The sequence below is a fragment of the Flavobacterium sp. genome (assembly GCF_044361065.1).
In the GTDB taxonomy this organism is placed as follows: domain Bacteria; phylum Bacteroidota; class Bacteroidia; order Flavobacteriales; family Flavobacteriaceae; genus Flavobacterium.
In genome coordinates this window covers 1-19,716 of sequence record NZ_JBIKJI010000022.1, presented here as the reverse complement: position 1 = coordinate 19,716, position 19,716 = coordinate 1, and the positions used below count along the sequence as shown (strand labels likewise).

Genomic DNA, 19,716 nt, shown 5'->3' with positions numbered 1-19,716 from the left:
AAAAAGACCACTCACATAATAATTACCTTTAATACTAAAATGTTGACGATTTAAATTGTTTCCACCGTATCTACTTAAATAGGTTCCGTTATTATTTTTATCTAAAGTTAAAAATTTTCTATCAGGTAATTCATAAATAGTTTTTACATATGAAATACCTCCTTTTACAGTATGTTTTTCATTAGAAGTTAATTTATAATTAACTAACAATTGATTATTAAAATAATCAGATTGTTCAAACTGATTTGTTCTAATTAATCTATTTGGTGCACTGTAATTATTTCCAATTACTCCAAATTGATCTTGAATTAAACTTTCAGTTGTTCTTAAATAAAATGAATTTGTATTTACTTGTAATCTGTCAGTTTTATATTTTAAAGCAATTAAAGCAGATGAGTTTGTTTGATAACTATAACTTGTAGTTTCTAAATTATTAAAAAAGTTGGGTAATCCGTCATTAAAATTTCTTTCTACACCATTTCTGTATTGATATTTATTTTCCCCGTTTAATGATAACAAATAAGAAAAGGCACTGTTTTTAAATTTAAATTTTTCAGAATGAGAAAAACCAATACTATTATTAACTGGAGCACTTATTTTGTCAACATTCCATGAATTGTTTTTGTTTCCATTAACATATTCACTTGGTTTTAAAGTATAACCACTTATTGAACCATATTCTGGAGTTAATTTTCTTTTGTCTTTTTGAATTCCTAAAAACCCTTGATTGTTATTAGCTGTTTCTGAAATTAAAAAATCACTTCCATTATTACCTGTAACATATCCAAAACCTAAGCTTAATTTTGTTTGAGAACTTTGTGGCTCAGAAGTTTCTACATTAATTGTTGCTCCAGCAAAATCACCAGGTATATTTGGATTAAATGTTTTGTAAACACTTAAAACACCAACAATATCTGTAGGAAATAAATCTAAAGGAATAATTTTTTTAAACGGACTGTTTGAAGGTGCTTGTAAATCATTAATTAGTAAATTATTATATCTGTTTTCTAAACCTCTAACAAATAAACCTCTTGATTCTGCTTTAGTAATACCAGTTACTTTTGTTAATCCTTCTTCTACGTTACTAATCCCTTTTCTGTCCATTTCTTGGGCACCGATGCTTTGTTTCATTTCCACTGCTTTTTGTTGTTCTTTCAATAAAGCAGTTTCTTTGGTTTTATTTGTAGAGCCTTTAATTACAATTCCTTCAATACTATTTGAATTTTCTTGTAAGGCTATGTTTTCAGTTATCGTTTCATCTGCAGCAACAGTAATAGCTTTTTCAAAAGTTTTATAACCAATAAAAGCATATACTATTGTATATTTTCCTGGTTTCATAGCAATTTCATAATTACCATTAATGTCAGATTCTGCATTTATCATGGTTCCTTTTAAAGATACCGAAACAAAACTTACAGGTTGTTTGCTGTCTTTGTCAGTAATAATACCACTAACTTTAGCAGTATTTTGTGCAAAAGAGATTATTGTAAAGAATAATCCAATAAGTAGAAATTTTAATTTCATGAGTTTGTGTTTATTTTTGATGCAAAAATAGAACCACCTTAATTATGTAAATGTTACTTAGAAGTTATTTATTAGTTTAGATAGTGTTAAGATAGTGTTAACAGATTAAATAATAGTAAACAGCTATGTTATTTCATTTTTATATATAATTTTACACAAGTTAAATTATTTTAATTACTTTTATATTCAATATGAAAAAGAAAGATATAAAAATATTATTGGTTGATGATGAACCAGATATTCTAGAAATTGTTGGTTATAATTTAGAGCAAGCAGGCTACCACGTTATCAAAGCAGAAAATGGTAAAGAGGCGGTTAAACTGGCTATAAAAGTAAAACCACATCTAATTATTATGGATGTAATGATGCCAGAAATGGACGGGATGGAAGCGTGTGAAAAAATTAGAGAAATTCCAGAATTAAAAGATACTATTATTACCTTTCTTACCGCCAGAAGTGAAGATTATTCGCAAGTAGCTGGTTTTGAGGTTGGCGCGGACGATTATATTGCCAAACCAATAAAACCAAAGTTATTAGTTAGCAAAGTAAAAGGATTATTGCGCAGACTTAAAGATGAAGAATTAGAAAATTCTGAAACGTTAACAGTTGGCAATTTGCAAATTAACCGCGAAGAATATAAAATTATTAAAGACGGAATTACCATCGTTTTACCAAGAAAAGAATTCGAACTTTTATATTTATTAGCTTCAAAACCAGGCAAAGTATTCACCAGAGTCGAAATATTAGATAAAGTTTGGGGCAATGAAGTAATTGTGGGCGGAAGAACCATAGATGTTCACATCAGAAAACTTAGAGAAAAAATTGACGAAGATGTTTTTAAAACCATCAAAGGCGTGGGATATAAAATTGAATTAAATGGCGATTAGTTTTAAAAAATCATACAAATTTGCCTTTAAATCTTCACTTTATATTTCGTTTTTTGTAGTTTTAAGTTTGTTGGTTTATCATAATTTCGTTCAGCCAATTAACTATTTTATTCTTATAGTTTTTCCAGTAACGCTATTCTTTTTTAGTTTTTTTTTAATGCAATATCGTGTAGAAGTTTTTATCTACAAACGCATAAAAAAATTGTATGATGAGGTGTCGTTATTAGATGCTACTTCTTTACAAAACAAAACCGTTACCACTGACGTTTCTACTTTAACAAATGATATTAGAAATTTCGCAAAGGAGAAAAAAATCGAAATCGAATCGTTAAATATTCGAGAAGAATATAGAAGAGAATTTTTAGGGAATATTTCTCACGAATTAAAAACACCACTTTTTACAGTTCAAGGTTATTTAGATACGCTTATTGAAGGCGGCGCTATTAAAGACAAAACCTTACGCGTAAAATATATCGAACGCGCTTCAAAAGGCGTTGAAAGGCTAATTAATATTGTACAAGATTTAGATATGATTTCTAAATTTGAAGTCGGTGATTTAAACATTGATATTGAAGGATTTGATATTATTAACGAAATTCAGAATGTTTTTGACCTTTTAGAAATGAAAGCTGATGCCAAAAACATCATTTTAATGTTCGATGAAAAGTACATTTCTCCCATAATTGTTTATGCCGATAAAGATAAAATTCAGCAGGTTTTAACAAACTTAGTGATGAATTCCATCAAATACGGAAAAGAAAATGGAACCACAGAAATTGCAGTTGAAAAAATAAGTAAAACCAAAATTTTAGTGCGTATTCACGATAACGGACAAGGAATTGAGCAACAACATATGTCAAGAATCTTTGAACGTTTTTACAGAATCAACAAAAGCGGCTCAAGAGAAGAAGGCGGTTCTGGCTTGGGCTTAGCCATCGTAAAACACATTATTGAAGCACATAACGAAAAAATATTTGTGCAAAGTACGTATCAAAAAGGCTCTGAGTTTTCGTTTACCTTGAAAACGAGTAAATAATTGCGTTACCAAAACTTTAATTTTTATACTTTTGCAACATAAAATTAATTGTTGTGGGAAGTAAAAATAAATTAAAAAGATTCAACGAAAATGCTACGTTTTCAAATGTTTTTCAACCAACTCGTGAAGAAGTAGTTAGCGATAGTTTGGCATTAAAAGGAAAATGGAATTCAGATTTCTTTAAAAACAATAACCCAATTGTTTTAGAATTAGGCTGCGGAAAAGGCGAATATTCTGTAGGATTAGCAGAAAAATTTCCAAACAAAAACTTTATTGGAATTGATATTAAAGGTGCCCGATTTTGGCGCGGCGCTAAAACCGCTGTAGAAAACGGTCTAAATAATGTGGCATTTCTTCGTACTCAAATTGAATTAATTAAACATTGTTTTGATGAAAATGAAGTAGATGAAATTTGGATTACCTTTCCAGATCCACAAATAAAATACAAACGCACAAAACACCGTATGACCAATTCTGAATTTCTTCAGAATTATAAAAAAATACTAAAACCTAACGGATTAATGCATTTAAAAACGGATAGCGAGTTTATGCACGGTTACACTTTAGGGTTATTACACGGTGAAGGACACGAAGTTTTGTATGCCAATCATAACGTATACAATAATGCGGGCGCACCAGAAGAAGTAACAAGTATCCAAACCTTTTACGAAAGTCAGTATTTAAAAATAAATAAAAGCATTACGTACATTCAATTTAAAATAAAATAATGTCGATATTTTTAGCTTTTGCATTTGCAGTTTTGTTTTCGTTTGTGGGGGTTTTGCCTCCAGGAATTGTAAATATGACTGTGGCTAATTATAGCGTAAAAAAAACGTTATTCAAAGCTAAAAAGTTTATCAATGGTGCTATTTTAGTGGTATGTATTCAAAGCGTTTTAGCGTTTTATTTTGCTACTTTTTTGGAGAGCCATCCGCAAGTAATGCAAAATTTAAAATTTGTAGGAAGTTTAGTTTTTATATTATTAACCTTATTTTTTTTAGGTAAGGGAATTCAAAATGCCATTCATACTAAAGACGCAATTAAAAAGAAGTCAGCAAAAAGCAAACTAAAACCCTTTTTACACGGCATTTTTATTTCGGGATTAAACATTTTTCCAATTCCATATTATGCGTTTGTAAGTTTGTATTTATCCGCTTTTATTGAAGACTTTTTTACTAATTTAGTTGCTTTAGCATTTGTTTTTGGAACAACTTTAGGGACATTTATTGTATTTATGGGCTATGCTTTTTTGTTTAGAAAAATCAAACATAAAGTAGCGTTTTTTATTAAAAACATTAATTTTATAATTGCTATCATTACTGGATTAATTGCCGTTTTCACCATTTATAACTTAAATAAGTAGTTTGAAAATAAAAGAAGACAATTTTTTTGAACGTGTGTACGAAGTCGCCCGAAAAATACCTTACGGGAAAGTAACTTCATATGGCGCTATTGCCAAAGCGTTGGGTGCGGGTCGTTCTGCAAGAATGGTCGGTTGGGCTATGAACGCGTGTCACGGACAAGATGATATTCCGGCACATCGTGTGGTCAATCGTTTGGGTCTTTTAACAGGAAAACACCATTTTGAAGGCACTAATTTAATGCAACAATTGTTAGAAAGCGAAGGCATTCAAGTAATTGATAATCAAATAATAGATTTCAAAAAACATTTTTGGAAACCTGATTTTTAGATGATTTTCCTATGTTTTAATCACATAAATAAATCCTATACACGCATTAACAAACTTTTATCGTTTGTCATTTGTCATTTGTCATTTTCAAACTATCTTTGCAATTCAGATTCAGTTTAAATAAAAGTAAAAAAGTTTACACAATAAAATGAAATTAGATAGAAAAGAAATACTTACCGCATTAGAAACCATTTCAATTGCTGGTGAAGGAAAAAATATGGTAGAAAGTGGTGCGGTTCAAAACGTAGTAACTTTTGGAGATGAGGTAGTTGTAGATGTAATTTTAACCACGCCGGCTTTACATATAAAAAACCGTGCAGAAGCCGATATTAAAAAAGTTATTGCCGAAAAAATAGATGCTAACGCAAAAGTTAAGGTAAATATTAAAGTAGAAGCTCCAACAAAAGAAGAAGCCAATACCATTAAAGGAAAACAAATCCCTGGAATAAGCAATATTATTGCAGTTTCATCTGGAAAAGGCGGTGTTGGAAAATCTACTATTACAGCAAACTTAGCCGTTGCTTTATCTAAAATGGGATTCAAAGTAGGTATTTTAGATGCCGATATTTATGGGCCATCTATGCCAATTATGTTCGATGTAGAATCGGCTAAACCTATTTCAGTTGAAATTGACGGTAAATCAAAAATGCAACCGGTACAAAGTTATGGTGTAGAACTATTATCCATCGGATTTTTCACTAAGCCAGACCAAGCGGTTATTTGGCGTGGTCCGATGGCTTCAAAAGCCTTAAACCAAATGATTTTCGACGCCAATTGGGGCGAATTAGATTTTATGTTAATCGATTTACCTCCAGGAACAGGCGATATTCACTTGTCAATTATGCAATCGTTACCAATAACAGGAGCTGTTGTAGTTAGTACGCCTCAAGCGGTTGCTTTAGCAGATGCAAAAAAAGGGGTTTCTATGTTTATGTCTGATGCGATTCAGGTTCCAGTATTGGGAATTATCGAGAATATGGCGTATTTTACACCAGAAGAACTTCCTGAAAATAAATATTATATTTTTGGAAAAGAAGGCGCCAAAAACTTAGCAGCAGATTTAGAAGTGCCGTTTTTAGGCGAAGTACCTTTAGTACAAAGCATTAGAGAAGCTGGAGATTATGGAAGACCAGCAGCAATGCAAACAGGAACGATTTTAGAAACTGTTTTTGAAGAATTAGCCAGAAGTGTAGTAGCAGAAACGGTAAAAAGAAACGAAAATTTACCTGCTACAGAAGCAATAAAAATAACAACAATGGCAGGATGTTCTGCTGTGAAAAAATAGACATTTTAAATTTCTTAGACATTTCAGTCTAAAAATCTAAAGATTCTAATCATCTAAAAGTCTAAATAAATGACAGAAATTGAAATAACCGAAAACATTGAGAAAGCTTTAGCTGAAATTCGTCCGTTTTTAAATTCAGACGGAGGCGATATTGAATTAGTAGAAGTTCTTGATGGCAAACACGTAAAAGTTAGATTACAAGGCGCTTGTACGAGTTGCAGTTTAAGCATCAGCACAATGAAAGCGGGTGTAGAAACTACCATCAAAAAGTTTGTTCCGCAAATAGAAACAGTAGAAAACGTTAATTAGTTATTAGTCGAAAGTTTTAAAGTTAATTCTTAAACTTTAGACTTTAGACATTTAGACTTAAATGAAATGATTGAAACAGATATATTAATAATTGGAGCAGGTCCTACAGGACTTTTTACTGTTTTTGAAGCCGGTTTATTACAATTAAAATGTCATATTATTGATGCGCTTCCTCAACCAGGAGGACAGTTAGCGGAATTATATCCAAAAAAACCCATTTTTGATATTCCAGGTTATCCAGAAGTTTTAGCGGGTGATTTGGTTAATAATTTAATGGAACAAATTAAGCAATTTCAACCCGGATTTACTTTAGCTGAAACGGCTGAAACAATAGAAAAACTTGAAGACGGTTCGTTTATAGTTACTACCAATAAAGGCACAAAACACAAAGCAAAAGCCATTGCAATTGCGGGCGGTTTAGGAACGTTTGAACCCAGAAAACCTGTTTTAAAAGACATAGAATTTTACGAAAACGAAGACCGAGGTGTCGATTATTTTGTAAAAGATCCAGAAAAATATCGAAACAAAAATATTGTAATTGCTGGAGGTGGTGATTCTGCTTTAGATTGGAGTATTTTTTTAGCAAACGTAGCAGCTTCGGTTACATTAATTCATCGAAGAAATGAATTTCGTGGCGCATTGGATTCAGTAGAAAAAGTTCAGGAATTAAAATCTGCAGGAAAAATAAAATTAATCACACCAGCTGAAGTTTCAAGTTTGAACGGTACGGAAAGAATCGAATCGATTACCATTGACACAAATGGCGAACAAATGAATGTACCAGCCGATTATTTTATTGCTCTTTTTGGATTAACACCAAAATTAGGCGCTATAGCAAATTGGGGATTAGAGATAGAGAAAAATGCCATTAAAGTAAACAACGCTTTGGATTACCAAACAAATATTGACGGAATTTATGCTATTGGCGATGTAAACACTTATCCTGGAAAGTTAAAGCTAATTTTATGCGGATTTCACGAAGCCACACTAATGTGTCAAAGCGTATACAACCGAATTAATCCAGGAAAGCGATATGTATTAAAATACACGACTGTTTCTGGAGTAGACGGATTTGATGGCACAAGAAAAGAAGCAGAAAAAGCGGTTGTAAAAGCAATTGATTAATTATGAGTCAAGATGTAACCCTATTTATTACGGATAGAAACGGAGTGAAACACGAAGTGTTGGCCCCAACGGATATGAATATGAATGTGATGGAACTCATCCGTTCTTATGAATTGGCAGAAGAAGGAACAGTTGGAATTTGTGGCGGAATGGCTATGTGTGCTTCGTGCCAATGTTATTTACTTAACGATGTTTTAAAAACCGAAAGAAACGACGACGAAGAAGCTATGTTAGCCGACGCCTATCACGTGAAAGATAATAGTCGATTAGGGTGTCAAATACATATTTCGGAAGACTTAGAGGGCTTGGAAATAGAAATAGCACCAGAACAATAAAAAAAGCGAGAAATAGTTCTCGCTTTTTTATTTTAATCAAATTTTTATTGAAACGCCTGTTCTAAATCGGCAAGTAAGTCTGAAATGTCTTCCACACCTACGCTTAAACGAACTAAATCGTCAGTAATACCAATTTCTTTTCTTTTTTCTTCAGGAATTGATGCGTGTGTCATTAATGCAGGATGATTTGCTAATGATTCCACACCGCCTAAAGATTCGGCTAACGTGAATACTTTTACTTTTTCTAACATTTTAATCGCATCGGCTTTCGCACCCGATTTAAAAGTGAAAGAAACCATACCGCCAAAACCACCAATCATTTGTTTTTTGGCAATTTCGTGATTTGGATGACTTTCTAATCCTGGATAATACACTGTGGCTACTTTTGGATGATTCACTAAATATTCCGCCACTTTTGCTCCGTTTTCACAATGTCTTTGTACACGTAAATGTAAGGTTTTGATGCCTCGTAATACTAAATAACTATCCATTGGACCTAAAGTCCCACCTGTAGCAAATTGCGCAAAGTGTAATTTTTCGCCTAACGCTTCATCTTTTACAATTAACGCACCAGCAATAACGTCACTGTGTCCACCTAAATATTTAGTTGCCGAATGCATTACAATATCTGCACCTAAATCTAAAGGTTTTTGTAAATAAGGCGTGGCAAAGGTATTATCTACTGCAAAAAGCAAGTTGTGCTTTTTAGTAATTTTCGCAATTTCGGCAATATCCGCTAATTTCATTAATGGATTGGTTGGCGTTTCTACCCAAACCAATTTCGTATTTTCATTAATTAACGACTGAAATTTTTCAAAATTCGTCATATCAATAAAATGAAATTTTATCCCAAATTCTTGGTAGATACGAGCAAACATTCTGTACGTGCCACCATATAAATCGTCCATAGCAATGACTTCATCTCCAGGTTTTAATAATTTCATTACAGAATCTGTTGCCGCTAAACCAGAAGCGAAAGCTAAACCTCTCACTCCATTTTCAATACTGGCTAACGCTTGTTCTAAAGCGGTACGAGTGGGATTGGCAAATCTACTATATTCGTATCCTTCTGCTAAAGGCACACCTGGACTTGTTTGCACAAATGTTGAGGTTTGATATACCGGTGGCATAACGGCTCCAGTACTTGGATCGTGATGTTGATTGCCGTGAATGACTTTGGTGTTGAATTTCATTTTTATGTTTTTTTACTATTATATTCCTTGTTGTTTGTCGCCTCGTAATTGGCGATATTGTTTTCTGGCTTCGGTAAAATAAATACTATCAGGATGTTCGAGAACTACTTTTTCGTATAAATTTTTTGCTTTTTCTAAATCGTTCAGCTGAGTTTTATAAATTTCAGCCGAATAAAATAACGCTTCATCAATATAAATTCCGTCTTTGTGATTGTCTAAAATGGTTTGATAATAGCCAATTGCTTTGGCAAAATTACCTAATTTTTCGTAATTTTTTCCTACTTTATACAACGTTCCGGCTTCAATAGATTGCCCTTTGTGTTTTTCTAAAATTTGTAAAAATGCTTCTAATGCATCTTTTGGTTTGTTTTGATATTCTAATAAATCGGCTTTTGAAAAATCTTGTAACGCTACTTGAAGTGAATCTTCTGCAGAATTATCGCTAATTAACAAAAACAATTCTACAGCGTCATTCGCAATTAATTGGGTTGAAGCTTGTTTCAATTCGCCTGCTTGTTTTTTTGCCCAATTGAAATCTTTTTTAAAGAAGCTGGTTTTTGCCATTCGCATACTGGCTTCGTGCGAAAATTCATCATTAGGTAAATCGTTTTGAATTTGCGCGTAATAAATAATCGCTTGATTGAACTTTTCGTTAAATACAAAAACATCCGCAAGTTCCATCTTTACTTTTGCTTTCTGCCGAATATTTATTGGCATTTCCATTGTTGCTTCTAAAAGTACTTTTGCTTTTTCAAAATCATTCAAATAAAAGGCTTTGAAATGGGCTGCTAAAATTCGTAAATCTATAGCATACGGCGAATTCCCATACTGGCTTAAAAACGTTTCAAATTTTGCTTGAATCAATGAATACGTTTCTGGTTTTGCAGTTTCAATTTCGTTTTTTAGCAGAAAATATTGTGCATTTAAAATGGTTGATTCGTCCGTTGTATTTTGTAAAATGAATTCAAAAATAGCTTGTGCGGTTTCCGTTTCCTTTTCATTTACACAAATTTGTGCCAGTTGAATGATGTCATCAAACGATTCTGGATTTCGTTTATAAATCGATTTTTCTTGAATAAAAGCCTTGTTGTATTCTTTCAGATTTATGTAAAGCCAACTTAAAAATTGATTCCAATAAATGTCTTGTGTTTTTTGGGTGCGAAGTAAAAGTTCTTTTTTAAGCGAATTGGCAAATACATTTTCAGCATCATCTTGCATAAAAAACACCAATTGATTTTGTACACTTAACGTCGAATTTATGTTGGCATATGAGTAATCTAATAATTTCACCACCATCACATCTAAATTTCCCATTTGACCTTGAAGCAATGCCATTTGGTAATCGAAATTCATACTTGAATTTGTTTTTTGTGCTATTTCGTACGTGGAATATGCCTGAAGCAATAACGATTTTTGCTCATAAGCTTGCCCGATTTGATAGGCATAATTGGGTTGTTTTGCTACAACATCAAGTGCTTTTTTATAATACAAATCGGCTTTGTTTTGGTCTTTTTCTAATTGCGCATTGTATCCTAATTCAACAAAAATAATTGGCTGATTGTTTGCTTCTTTTTTGCTTAATAGTAATTTTTCGGCTTTAGAAAACTGTTTTAAACCTTGAAAACAAGCCACTAATTTTTGAGTAAAATAGAAGTTATTAGGTTGTTTTTTTTCTATTTCTTCATACAAAGAAGCCGCTTTATCAAATTCACCTTTATCAAAGTAATTTTGTGCCAATTGTTCGTTTTGAGAAACCACAAGTAGCGAGAAAAAAGACAATATGATGGTATAAATTTTTTTCATAAAAAGAATGCACTAAAGTAACAAAAATTGGTTAGCTCAGTGCATTATTAATAAAGATTTAAGATTAGTTTATAATATTAAACCCAGTATATTTTCTTAATACTTCAGGAATTACAATGCCTTCCGGCGTTTGATAATTTTCTAAAATCCCAGCTAAAACACGAGGTAAGGCTAATGAACTTCCGTTTAAAGTGTGTGCCAATTGGTTTTTCCCATTCGCATCTTTATATCTTAATTTTAATCGGTTTGCTTGAAAGGTTTCAAAATTAGAAACAGAAGAAATTTCTAACCAACGATCTTGTGCAGTTGAAAACACTTCGAAATCATAGGTTAACGCCGATGCAAAACTCATATCGCCACCACATAATCGTAAAATTCGGTAAGGCAATTTTAATTCTTGTAATATTTCTTTTACGTGTTCTACCATTCCGTCTAATGCGGCATAAGAATTTTCAGGTTTTTCTATGCGAACAATCTCAACTTTATCAAATTGATGCAATCGATTTAATCCACGAACGTGCGCACCATAAGAACCTGCTTCTCTTCGGAAACAAGGTGTGTAACCGGTACATAAAATAGGTAAATCGTTTTCTGAAACTAAATCGTCTCTAAAAATATTTGTAACTGGTACTTCTGCCGTTGGAATTAAGTATAAATTATCCGTTGCATCGTGATACATTTGTCCGTCTTTGTCTGGCAATTGCCCAGTTCCATATGCGGATGCTTCATTTACTAAATGCGGCACTTGGTATTCTTTGTAACCAGCATCGGTATTTTTATCTAAGAAATAAGAAATCAATGCACGTTGTAATTTAGCTCCTTTACCTTTGTAAACAGGGAAACCTGCGCCAGTGATTTTCACACCTAATTCAAAATCAATGATGTCATATTTTTTAGCTAATTCCCAATGTGGTAAAGCGCCTTCGTGTAATTTAGGAATGTCTCCCTCTTCAAAAACGTTTATGTTTTCTTCTGGCGTTTTTCCAAAAGGAACAATTTCAGCTGGTAAATTTGGTAATTTATATAATTCGTCTTGCAATTGATTCGTAATTGCATTCAAACTTTCGTTTAATTGTTTCGAATTTTCTCTAATTTGAGTGGTTTTTTCTTTTAAGATTTCGGCTTTGGCTTTTTCACCATTTTTCATCATTTCGCCAATATCTTTGGATAGTTTATTAGATTCTGCTAACAAATTGTCTAATTCTACTTGCGTATTTCTTCGCTTTTCGTCTAATTCTACAACGAGTTCAACAACGGCAGTGGCATCGAAGTTTTTTTTCGCTAAACGCGTAATTACTTCTTCTTTGTTTTCTCTAATAAAATGGATTTGTAACATATTTCTTTATTTTTGGAAAGCAAATGTAAGGAATTGTTGTAAATTTTTTAGAAAAGTCCGCATACAAATGTGTAGAATGTTTAAAAATTGAAAATATTTACTTAGTTTCGTGTTTTAATTTACAATAATGAAAAAAATTATTCATTTCTTTTTCGTTTTCTCTGTTACTTTTTGTTTTTCACAAACTACAGAATTAGAATTTGAAAAAATGGTGGAATCCGAATCAAAATCGGCCGCGTCCACAATGAATGTTCAAGTAAATCCGAACACACAAAATTATGATGTAACGTATCACGAACTGCGTTTTACAGTAAACCCGAACAATACACCTGCTGCTATTAGCGGTATTGTAAAAACCACTTTTACGGCTTTAGCAAATATGAATTCTATCACTTTTGATATGGCTACTCAGTTAGTAGTGAGTTCTGTTACTATGAATAGTGAAAATTTAACTTTTTCACAAAGTAATTACGAATTAAACATAAATTTCCCGAGTACTATTTCCACAGGAACAAGTGCTTCAGTAATAATTACTTACTCAGGTATTCCGCCAACTGCTGAAGGCGCTTTTACAAGAAGCACACATAACGGAACTCCTGTAATATATACGCTTTCTGAACCTTTTGGCGCTAGAGATTGGTGGCCATGTAAACAAGATTTAAATGATAAAATCAACAGTTTTGATATCTATATTACAGCACCTTCAACTTTTAATAGCGTGTCGAACGGACTAGAACAAAGTAGAATTGTAACAGGTGCTAATGCTACCACACATTTTAAACATTTATATCCAATTCCGGCCTATTTAATTGTATTAAACGTAACCAATTATGTAGTGTATAATCAACAAGCTGGTCTTGGAACGGTAGCTTCACCTTTCTTCCCAATAATTAATTATTTGTATCCAGAATCAAATACTACTACCATTCAAAATCAGTTGGGCGTAACTCCAGGAATTATGAATTTATTTGAAAGTTTGTTAGAACCTTATCCTTTTAGAAATGAAAAATATGGTCATGCGCAGTTTGGTTGGGGTGGTGGAATGGAACATACGACAGTTTCATCAATGGGAAGCTTTGGAAGAGATTTAATTTCGCACGAGTTAGCTCACCATTGGTTTGGGAATAAAATCACATGTGGTACTTGGAAAGACATTTGGTTAAATGAAGGATTGACAGAATACATGTCTGGTTTAGTTCATGAACAAGATGGGGCAACTAATTTTGTAATTTGGAAAAACGGAAAAATTAATAATATTACTTCACAACTTGGAGGCGCTACTTATTTATCTGATGCTGGAGCATTAAATGTAAATACAATTTTCAGTTCACGATTAACCTATAATAAAGGCTCGATGATAACTCATATGTTGCGATGGAAACTAGGAGATGTGAAATTTTTTCAAGGGTTAAAAAGTTATTTAGCTGATCCTGCTTTAGCTTATGGATACGCCGTTTCTGCGAATTTGAAATCGCATTTAGAAGCTGCGGATAATGGCAACAGTTTAACAGAATTTTTCAACGATTGGTTGTACAATCAAGGATATCCTACGTATACTATCACGGCTCAAAATTGGGGCGCAGGACAAGCAAAAATTATTGTTAATCAAACGCAATCCCATATTTCTGTTGATTTTTTTGAAATGCCTTTAGAAATTAGATTAACAGGTAGTGGCTCACAAGTTTTAGATGTTGTAGTTAATAACACAACCAATGCTCAAGAATTTATTGTTTCAGTTCCGTTTGTAGTCACAGGAGTTGCTTTTGACCCAAATAAACATATTATTTCTAAAAATAATACGGCTACATTAGGTACTGAAAATTTTGATATGAATTCAGCGATTTCTGTTTATCCAGTTCCTTCAGAAAACGAATTAACTATTCAATTTCCTAATAATGTAACTTTATATAAGGTTGAAATTTATAATAATTTAGGCCAACTTTTAAAAACAGATTTCAAAAATGTTATTGATATTTCTGGACTTTCAAGTGGGGTTCATTTTTTAAAAATTGAAACTTCAGAAGGGGTATTTCACAAAAATTTCATAAAAAAATAGGGTAACCATAAAATAATATTAAAAAGTAAGGTGAAAACCTTACTTTTGCTTTTTAAATACAAATCAAAATTACAATGATTCAAGTTGCACAAATACTTTTTATATTATCGGTTTTAGTAATTCTTCACGAATTTGGACACTATATAACAGCAAAAATGTTTAAAATGCGAGTAGAAAAATTCTACTTGTTTATGGATGTTGGTTTTTCATTAATCAAAAAGAAAATTGGTGAAACCGAATGGGGAATTGGCTGGTTGCCATTAGGTGGTTATGTGAAAATTTCGGGGATGATTGACGAAAGTATGGATGAAGACCAAATGAAACAAGAACCACAACCTTGGGAATTTCGTTCCAAACCAGCTTGGCAACGATTAATTGTAATGTTAGGTGGAATTATAGTTAATATTTTATTAGCTTGGTTTATTTACACAATGATGTTTTCTACTGTAGGCCAAAAATACATTTCTACTGAAAAAATTCAAAAAAACGGATTAGCATTTGGCGAAGTTGGGCAAAGTGTAGGGTTTAAAAATGGCGATAAAATTGTTTCAATTGATGGCGCTTTGCAACCTAAGTTTAATTGGGCGGTAATTGATGTTTTACTGAGTAATGAAGTGATTATTGATAGAAACGGCACCGAAGTAAAATTAAACTTAACAGATGAACAAAAAGGTGAAATTTTAGGAAGTGAAGGAAAAAACTTCATACAACCAAGAATTTCAAGTATTTATATTGATTCGGTAACGCCAAAATCGGAAGCGGCGAAAGCGAAATTAGTAAAAGGAGATATAATTAAATCAGTAAACGGCAATCAATTTAGTTATTTTGATGTTTTTGCTGAAGACTTAAAAAAATTAAAAAACGACTCAATTAATATAGTTGTTGAAAGAAATTCTAAGTTAGTAAATCTAAGAGCCAAAGTAAACCCAGAAGGCAAATTAGGATTTATTCCTAAAACCAAAGATAAATTTGATTTTCAAATTACTAATAAACTTTCTTTTGGCGAGGCAATTTCAGCTGCAGTAAAAGAATCATATCAACTGTTAGTTTATAACGTTAAACAGTTTAAATTAATTCTAAAACCAGCAACTGGCGCATACAAACAAGTAAAAAGCCCTATCGGTATTGCACGTCAATTACCTGATTCTTGGGATTGGGAATTTATTTGGAATTTCACAGCCTTATTTTCAATTGGTTTGGCTTTTATGAACTTATTGCCTATTCCAGGTTTAGATGGCGGACACGCATTATTTACCATTGTAGAAATGGTTACAGGGAAAAAATTATCAGACAAAGCTGCGGGTTATGTGCAAACGGGAGGAATGATTTTTCTACTTTCTTTAATGGCATTAACCTTTGGAAAAGACATTTATCAGTTGATTTTAGACAAATTAGCAAATTAAAATAAAAAAGTGTTTAAATATTTTTGATAAAATAAAAATTCAATTATATTTGCACTCGCTTAAATAAACAAGCAACTTCCTTCTTAGCTCAGTTGGTTAGAGCATCTGACTGTTAATCAGAGGGTCCTTGGTTCGAGCCCAAGAGAGGGAGCAAAAGTCCAACATTTATGTTGGACTTTTTTTATACAATAAAGTATGGATAATCTTGTTTACATATTATTTTCTAAAAAGTTGGAAAAGCATTATATTGGTTTTACAGAAAATCTAGAGCAAAGATTGGCGTTTCATTCTAATAATTCTCAATATAGAAGATTTACTTCCATATTCTAATAAAAATAAGTTTCCTGGAAACAGTAATGGCATCTGACTTGTTATGTCATTTGTAAATTTATAATAAGGTTAAATTTTAATTTTAAAAAAAATCACTATATTTGATTCGTTATGGAATCAAACTTCAACATATATGACTTGTTTACAGCCTCTTTGTTCATTTTGAACATTTTTGTGGCGGTTATATTTTTGGTAAGAAACTATAAGTTAAGTCTTACGCATAAGTTGATATCAGCTGTACTTTTTTTATTCTTATTAAGAACCTTTTCCATCCATTTATTTTTATCTAAAGAAATAGTACAACTACCTCATTTTTTGCTATTGAGCGACTTGGTTCCCAGAATAAGTATCCCGATTTTATTTTTAATGATAGTGTTTGAAAAATACCAACGAAAATTTAAGTGGTATGACAGCATTCACTTTTTACCGGTGTTGTTATTTTTAGCCAACTTTTGGAATTTGTATTCAAAATCTGCAGCTGAAAAAGCAGAAATAATTACCAAAATATACGAAAAAGGATATAACTTTTTATGGACTTATGGTTCTTTCTTATCAAATAGTGATATTATTTTACTTCGTTTTGCCCCATTTGTTTTTTATACAATCGCGGCACTAGTTCTTGTTTTTGGAAGGAAAAAAACCATCAAATTAAGCAAGAGCTTAAACCATTTTTTAAAAATACTGATAGTTTATATACTTTTAAATTTAATAGCTGTAATAGCAGCCAAAGTCTTTAGTGAAGTTAACTTAAACAGTTTTTATAATACTAATATTGTTGCTTTCCTAACTTCTTTTTTTATATTACTATCTTTCTTTTTCATTCCAAATTTTATTTATCAAACTTCTTTGAATAAAGAAATTAATAATATTGAGTTGTTAAAAAAAACATCATTTAAAAGCAAAAACTACGACTATATAGAACAGGCGGAACAATACTTTATATTGCACAAATCTTTTTTAAATCCCGATTATACTATTAAACACTTAGAAAAAGAAATTAAAATTCCAGCGCGATTAATTAGTAAGTCGATAAAACTAGTTCGAAACCAAAATTTTAATCAATTTTTAAATGAATTCAGAATTAATTATTTGTTAGAACAAGTTCCGTTAGACACAGCTATTAATACAAATTTTCAAGATTTAGCTTATCAAATAGGTTTTAACAGTGTTAATAATTTTTATGCACATTTTAAAAACAAAGTAGGTTGCACGCCTAAAATTTATTTTGAAAATTTAAAAAAGAATGAAAGCATCTCTAATGAAGCGGTGTAGTTTTTTAATTATAAATTAATTACCCAAAGAATCGAAATACTCTTTAGGGGTAACACCTGATATTCTCTTAAAATTTAAGTAAAAAGAATTGGTGCTTAAATAACCCAATTTCCTTGCAATTGCAACAAAAGAATATTTTTTCCATTGTGGATTTTTTCGCATTTCATTTAATAAAAAGTATGTTTTTCGGTAATTTGAAAATTCCGAAAATTTTATTCCATACGCTTTTTCAACAATTAAACGGATTTTATATTCAGAAACATTTAGTTTCTCAGCTACGTTTTTTTGACTAAAATTAGGAAGTAAAAAAAACTGATCTGCTTCTATAGCTTCCGTAAAGCGATCAAAAAGACGGTTTTCCTCTATGCTAAATTGCAATTTTTTTGGAGAAAGTTTGGTAATTAACTCCATTTCTAACAAACCTGGCTCTTGTTGAGAAGAAGTAGGTATAATTATTATTTCTTCAACTTTGTTAGGTTTTTGGTAAAATAACCACTCTGGAGTAGCTAATATTTTAAAGAAAACAACTAGATTAACTGTGGCATATATTACTGGTAACCAACTAGTAATACTATGTGTATCATAGTAATTCAAAATTACCATAACTGGAGGCAAATAATGAAACACCATATAGAGCATCATAAAATAAATAAAATACAAAACTGTTTTTGAAGAAATCTCTTTCTTTATTTTCTTTAATAAGAAACCAAACCATATAATATAAAAAGTAGTTTGAAATATAGAAAAAACAGGTAAAAAATAATCGGGTAAAAAACCTTCTGCAAATTTTGCAATAGTGTTGGTTTCTAACATAATAATTTTTTCTGAAGCGGGTAATAAAAAATAATTGTAAAAATTTGCTATATAAAGTAATGCAGGCAAAAAATGCAGCACATCTAACCACTGAATTTTTTTACCATTCAAAATTTTATAAATAGCTAAAAACTGTAAGGGTTGCATTAAAAAAGCACATAATAATCCAGTTCTACTTAAATGAGGAAAATAGGGAAAAAAATTATTAATTGATAAGAAGTTAATAAAAAGGCCATAGGATATTACTAAAAACTGAATCGCCAAAAGTTTTTTAAAAACACTTTTGTTCCAATTATAAAACAAAAAAACAATAGCAAAAAGCGCACTACAAACCGTGGTTACTATCTGTAAAAAGTATGCAAGTTTTTCCATAAGGCTGTTTTATTTTGATGTACAAAAAAAAACATTTTTTATCCAAAAACTGTAATAATTCTGTCTAATCATTCCTAAAAAGTAAAAAAAACACGGATTTATTTTATAAAACACCGTTTTTTTTTACAATAACGTATTTTTTTAGGGTTTGTTTTATTTTTAATTTTTTTTAGCGATTAAAAGGGCTAACAATAAATTAACTAGGTCTTTTCATAGGGCTAAAATCATCGTATTTAAGCAATTAGTAAATCAATCTACAAATTTTTAAATGTAGAACTTGTACTACATAATAACTTTGTAAAATAAAATTAGAAGTATTTGTATATGACACTATTCTACAAAAAACCAAACCATCTGAAAATTATTTCAGAGGCAACTTCAAATTACCAAAATACAGTTTTACAACCCAATTGTAAAAATACTGTCATCGAAAATATAAAAGCAAGACTTTCTTACAAACATAATTTTAATTTTTTCAAATTAAAACAAAATCTAAATACAACTCACATGAGCAACTCTTTACCAAACTGTATTTCTCGTTTAGTTACTAACCGTTCTCAAAAGCCTAATTTCAAAACCAACAATGGGTTCCTCAAAAATTTGGTGGCAACTTTTGCCTTGGTTTTTTTATTGCTTGGCGCAAACACCAATGTAAATGCACAATCCAACGCCAATTGTTATGGACCCTACAATCCAACACCAGCAACTGTTTGGGGAATTGCTGAGAAATTTCAATCCAATCCTGTAATTTGGAATGGCTGTACTCCAACCGCTGCCGATTTGGATGGCGATGGGATTTCGGAAATATTAGCTACCGCTTCTGATAATTCGGGCTATTTTGTTTACAAAGGAAACGGTTCGAATAAAACCACTGCGACGAAAAAATATGTAATTGCTACCTCTAATGCTCGTTCAGTGCAACCTGCTATTGCGAACATTATTGGTG

At 31.5% G+C, this 19,716-nt stretch carries 19 protein-coding genes and 1 tRNA gene; 15 read left to right on the top strand and 5 right to left on the bottom strand.

What is annotated here, in order from left to right:
• Positions 1-1,524, bottom strand: a 1,524-nt coding sequence (locus tag ACIQ11_RS02700) for a carboxypeptidase-like regulatory domain-containing protein (RefSeq protein ID WP_396152566.1), incomplete at its 3' end; no start/stop codon positions are given.
• Between the two features lie 191 nt (positions 1,525-1,715).
• On the opposite strand from ACIQ11_RS02700, the gene ACIQ11_RS02695 reads away from it, so the two are divergent.
• From ACIQ11_RS02695 to ACIQ11_RS02655, 9 genes are all read left to right on the top strand, one after another.
• Positions 1,716-2,411: a response regulator transcription factor gene (locus ACIQ11_RS02695; RefSeq protein ID WP_396152564.1), complete on the top strand. Its 696-nt coding sequence runs from the start codon at positions 1,716-1,718 to the stop codon at positions 2,409-2,411.
• Complete coding sequence (locus tag ACIQ11_RS02690; RefSeq protein ID WP_396152562.1) at positions 2,401-3,447, top strand: sensor histidine kinase; 1,047 nt, start codon at positions 2,401-2,403, stop codon at positions 3,445-3,447. The genes ACIQ11_RS02695 and ACIQ11_RS02690 overlap by 11 nt, the downstream gene beginning before the upstream one ends.
• Before the next feature lie 53 nt (positions 3,448-3,500).
• A complete protein-coding gene (trmB, locus tag ACIQ11_RS02685) occupies positions 3,501-4,175 on the top strand; it encodes a tRNA (guanosine(46)-N7)-methyltransferase TrmB (RefSeq protein ID WP_353079541.1) in 675 nt (224 codons plus the stop codon).
• Positions 4,175-4,810 carry a LysE family transporter gene (locus tag ACIQ11_RS02680; RefSeq protein WP_396152560.1) on the top strand — a complete coding sequence of 212 codons (636 nt, stop codon included), beginning with the start codon at positions 4,175-4,177 and terminating at the stop codon, positions 4,808-4,810. Before trmB ends, ACIQ11_RS02680 begins: the two co-directional genes overlap by 1 nt.
• Before the next feature lie 7 nt (positions 4,811-4,817).
• Positions 4,818-5,138 (top strand): MGMT family protein, encoded by a 321-nt coding sequence (locus ACIQ11_RS02675; protein ID WP_396152568.1) that lies wholly within the window; start codon positions 4,818-4,820, stop codon positions 5,136-5,138.
• A 148-nt stretch (positions 5,139-5,286) separates the two neighbouring features.
• On the top strand, positions 5,287-6,423 hold the full coding sequence (locus ACIQ11_RS02670) for a P-loop NTPase (protein ID WP_396152558.1): 1,137 nt from the start codon (positions 5,287-5,289) through the stop codon (positions 6,421-6,423).
• A 69-nt stretch (positions 6,424-6,492) separates the two neighbouring features.
• Positions 6,493-6,732: a NifU family protein gene (locus ACIQ11_RS02665; RefSeq protein ID WP_291242258.1), complete on the top strand. Its 240-nt coding sequence runs from the start codon at positions 6,493-6,495 to the stop codon at positions 6,730-6,732.
• Between the two features lie 66 nt (positions 6,733-6,798).
• Complete coding sequence (locus ACIQ11_RS02660; RefSeq protein ID WP_396152556.1) at positions 6,799-7,857, top strand: NAD(P)/FAD-dependent oxidoreductase; 1,059 nt, start codon at positions 6,799-6,801, stop codon at positions 7,855-7,857.
• A gap of 2 nt (positions 7,858-7,859) precedes the next feature.
• Positions 7,860-8,192, top strand: coding sequence for a 2Fe-2S iron-sulfur cluster-binding protein (locus ACIQ11_RS02655; protein ID WP_291242256.1), 333 nt, complete (start codon positions 7,860-7,862; stop codon positions 8,190-8,192).
• A gap of 44 nt (positions 8,193-8,236) precedes the next feature.
• On the opposite strand, the gene ACIQ11_RS02650 is transcribed toward ACIQ11_RS02655, so the two are convergent.
• The 3 genes from ACIQ11_RS02650 to serS form a co-directional block, all read right to left on the bottom strand.
• Positions 8,237-9,385 (bottom strand): cystathionine gamma-synthase, encoded by a 1,149-nt coding sequence (locus ACIQ11_RS02650; RefSeq protein WP_396149167.1) that lies wholly within the window; start codon positions 9,383-9,385, stop codon positions 8,237-8,239.
• A gap of 18 nt (positions 9,386-9,403) precedes the next feature.
• A complete protein-coding gene (locus tag ACIQ11_RS02645; RefSeq protein ID WP_396152554.1) occupies positions 9,404-11,188 on the bottom strand; it encodes a tetratricopeptide repeat protein in 1,785 nt (594 codons plus the stop codon).
• A 64-nt stretch (positions 11,189-11,252) separates the two neighbouring features.
• On the bottom strand, positions 11,253-12,524 hold the full coding sequence (gene serS / locus ACIQ11_RS02640) for a serine--tRNA ligase (protein WP_396152552.1): 1,272 nt from the start codon (positions 12,522-12,524) through the stop codon (positions 11,253-11,255).
• Between the two features lie 127 nt (positions 12,525-12,651).
• Here serS and ACIQ11_RS02635 point away from each other — a divergent pair, with 127 nt between their 5' ends.
• The 5 genes from ACIQ11_RS02635 to ACIQ11_RS02615 all read left to right on the top strand — a co-directional run bounded on the left by ACIQ11_RS02635 (position 12,652) and on the right by ACIQ11_RS02615 (position 17,585).
• Positions 12,652-14,580 (top strand): M1 family aminopeptidase, encoded by a 1,929-nt coding sequence (locus tag ACIQ11_RS02635; RefSeq protein WP_396152550.1) that lies wholly within the window; start codon positions 12,652-12,654, stop codon positions 14,578-14,580.
• 74 nt (positions 14,581-14,654) lie between these two features.
• Positions 14,655-15,983, top strand: coding sequence for an RIP metalloprotease RseP (gene rseP / locus ACIQ11_RS02630; RefSeq protein WP_396152548.1), 1,329 nt, complete (start codon positions 14,655-14,657; stop codon positions 15,981-15,983).
• Between the two features lie 77 nt (positions 15,984-16,060).
• Positions 16,061-16,134, top strand: a tRNA-Asn gene (locus ACIQ11_RS02625).
• A gap of 44 nt (positions 16,135-16,178) precedes the next feature.
• Positions 16,179-16,313: a GIY-YIG nuclease family protein gene (locus tag ACIQ11_RS02620; RefSeq protein ID WP_396152546.1), complete on the top strand. Its 135-nt coding sequence runs from the start codon at positions 16,179-16,181 to the stop codon at positions 16,311-16,313.
• Between the two features lie 366 nt (positions 16,314-16,679).
• Positions 16,680-17,585: a helix-turn-helix domain-containing protein gene (locus ACIQ11_RS02615; protein ID WP_396152544.1), complete on the top strand. Its 906-nt coding sequence runs from the start codon at positions 16,680-16,682 to the stop codon at positions 17,583-17,585.
• 15 nt (positions 17,586-17,600) lie between these two features.
• On the opposite strand, the gene ACIQ11_RS02610 is transcribed toward ACIQ11_RS02615, so the two are convergent.
• Positions 17,601-18,770, bottom strand: a complete 1,170-nt coding sequence (locus tag ACIQ11_RS02610) for a hypothetical protein (protein ID WP_396152542.1) — start codon at positions 18,768-18,770, stop codon at positions 17,601-17,603.
• Positions 18,771-19,094: 324 nt separating this feature from the next.
• On the opposite strand from ACIQ11_RS02610, the gene ACIQ11_RS02605 reads away from it, so the two are divergent.
• The coding region (locus tag ACIQ11_RS02605; RefSeq protein ID WP_396152539.1) for an FG-GAP repeat domain-containing protein at positions 19,095-19,716 on the top strand (622 nt) is incomplete at its 3' end.

Bases quoted from the DNA above. Each gene is read 5' to 3' on its own strand.
- ACIQ11_RS02695 (WP_396152564.1), top strand. From the start codon at position 1,716: ATGAAAAAGAAAGATATAAAAATATTATTGGTTGATGATGAACCAGAT.
- ACIQ11_RS02690 (WP_396152562.1), top strand. From the start codon at position 2,401: ATGGCGATTAGTTTTAAAAAATCATACAAATTTGCCTTTAAATCTTCA.
- ACIQ11_RS02680 (WP_396152560.1), top strand. From the start codon at position 4,175: ATGTCGATATTTTTAGCTTTTGCATTTGCAGTTTTGTTTTCGTTTGTG.
- ACIQ11_RS02670 (WP_396152558.1), top strand. From the start codon at position 5,287: ATGAAATTAGATAGAAAAGAAATACTTACCGCATTAGAAACCATTTCA.
- ACIQ11_RS02665 (WP_291242258.1), top strand. From the start codon at position 6,493: ATGACAGAAATTGAAATAACCGAAAACATTGAGAAAGCTTTAGCTGAA.
- ACIQ11_RS02660 (WP_396152556.1), top strand. From the start codon at position 6,799: ATGATTGAAACAGATATATTAATAATTGGAGCAGGTCCTACAGGACTT.
- ACIQ11_RS02655 (WP_291242256.1), top strand. From the start codon at position 7,860: ATGAGTCAAGATGTAACCCTATTTATTACGGATAGAAACGGAGTGAAA.
- ACIQ11_RS02650 (WP_396149167.1), bottom strand. From the start codon at position 9,385: ATGAAATTCAACACCAAAGTCATTCACGGCAATCAACATCACGATCCA.
- ACIQ11_RS02645 (WP_396152554.1), bottom strand. From the start codon at position 11,188: ATGAAAAAAATTTATACCATCATATTGTCTTTTTTCTCGCTACTTGTG.
- serS (WP_396152552.1), bottom strand. From the start codon at position 12,524: ATGTTACAAATCCATTTTATTAGAGAAAACAAAGAAGAAGTAATTACG.
- ACIQ11_RS02635 (WP_396152550.1), top strand. From the start codon at position 12,652: ATGAAAAAAATTATTCATTTCTTTTTCGTTTTCTCTGTTACTTTTTGT.
- rseP (WP_396152548.1), top strand. From the start codon at position 14,655: ATGATTCAAGTTGCACAAATACTTTTTATATTATCGGTTTTAGTAATT.
- ACIQ11_RS02620 (WP_396152546.1), top strand. From the start codon at position 16,179: ATGGATAATCTTGTTTACATATTATTTTCTAAAAAGTTGGAAAAGCAT.
- ACIQ11_RS02615 (WP_396152544.1), top strand. From the start codon at position 16,680: ATGATAGTGTTTGAAAAATACCAACGAAAATTTAAGTGGTATGACAGC.
- ACIQ11_RS02610 (WP_396152542.1), bottom strand. From the start codon at position 18,770: ATGGAAAAACTTGCATACTTTTTACAGATAGTAACCACGGTTTGTAGT.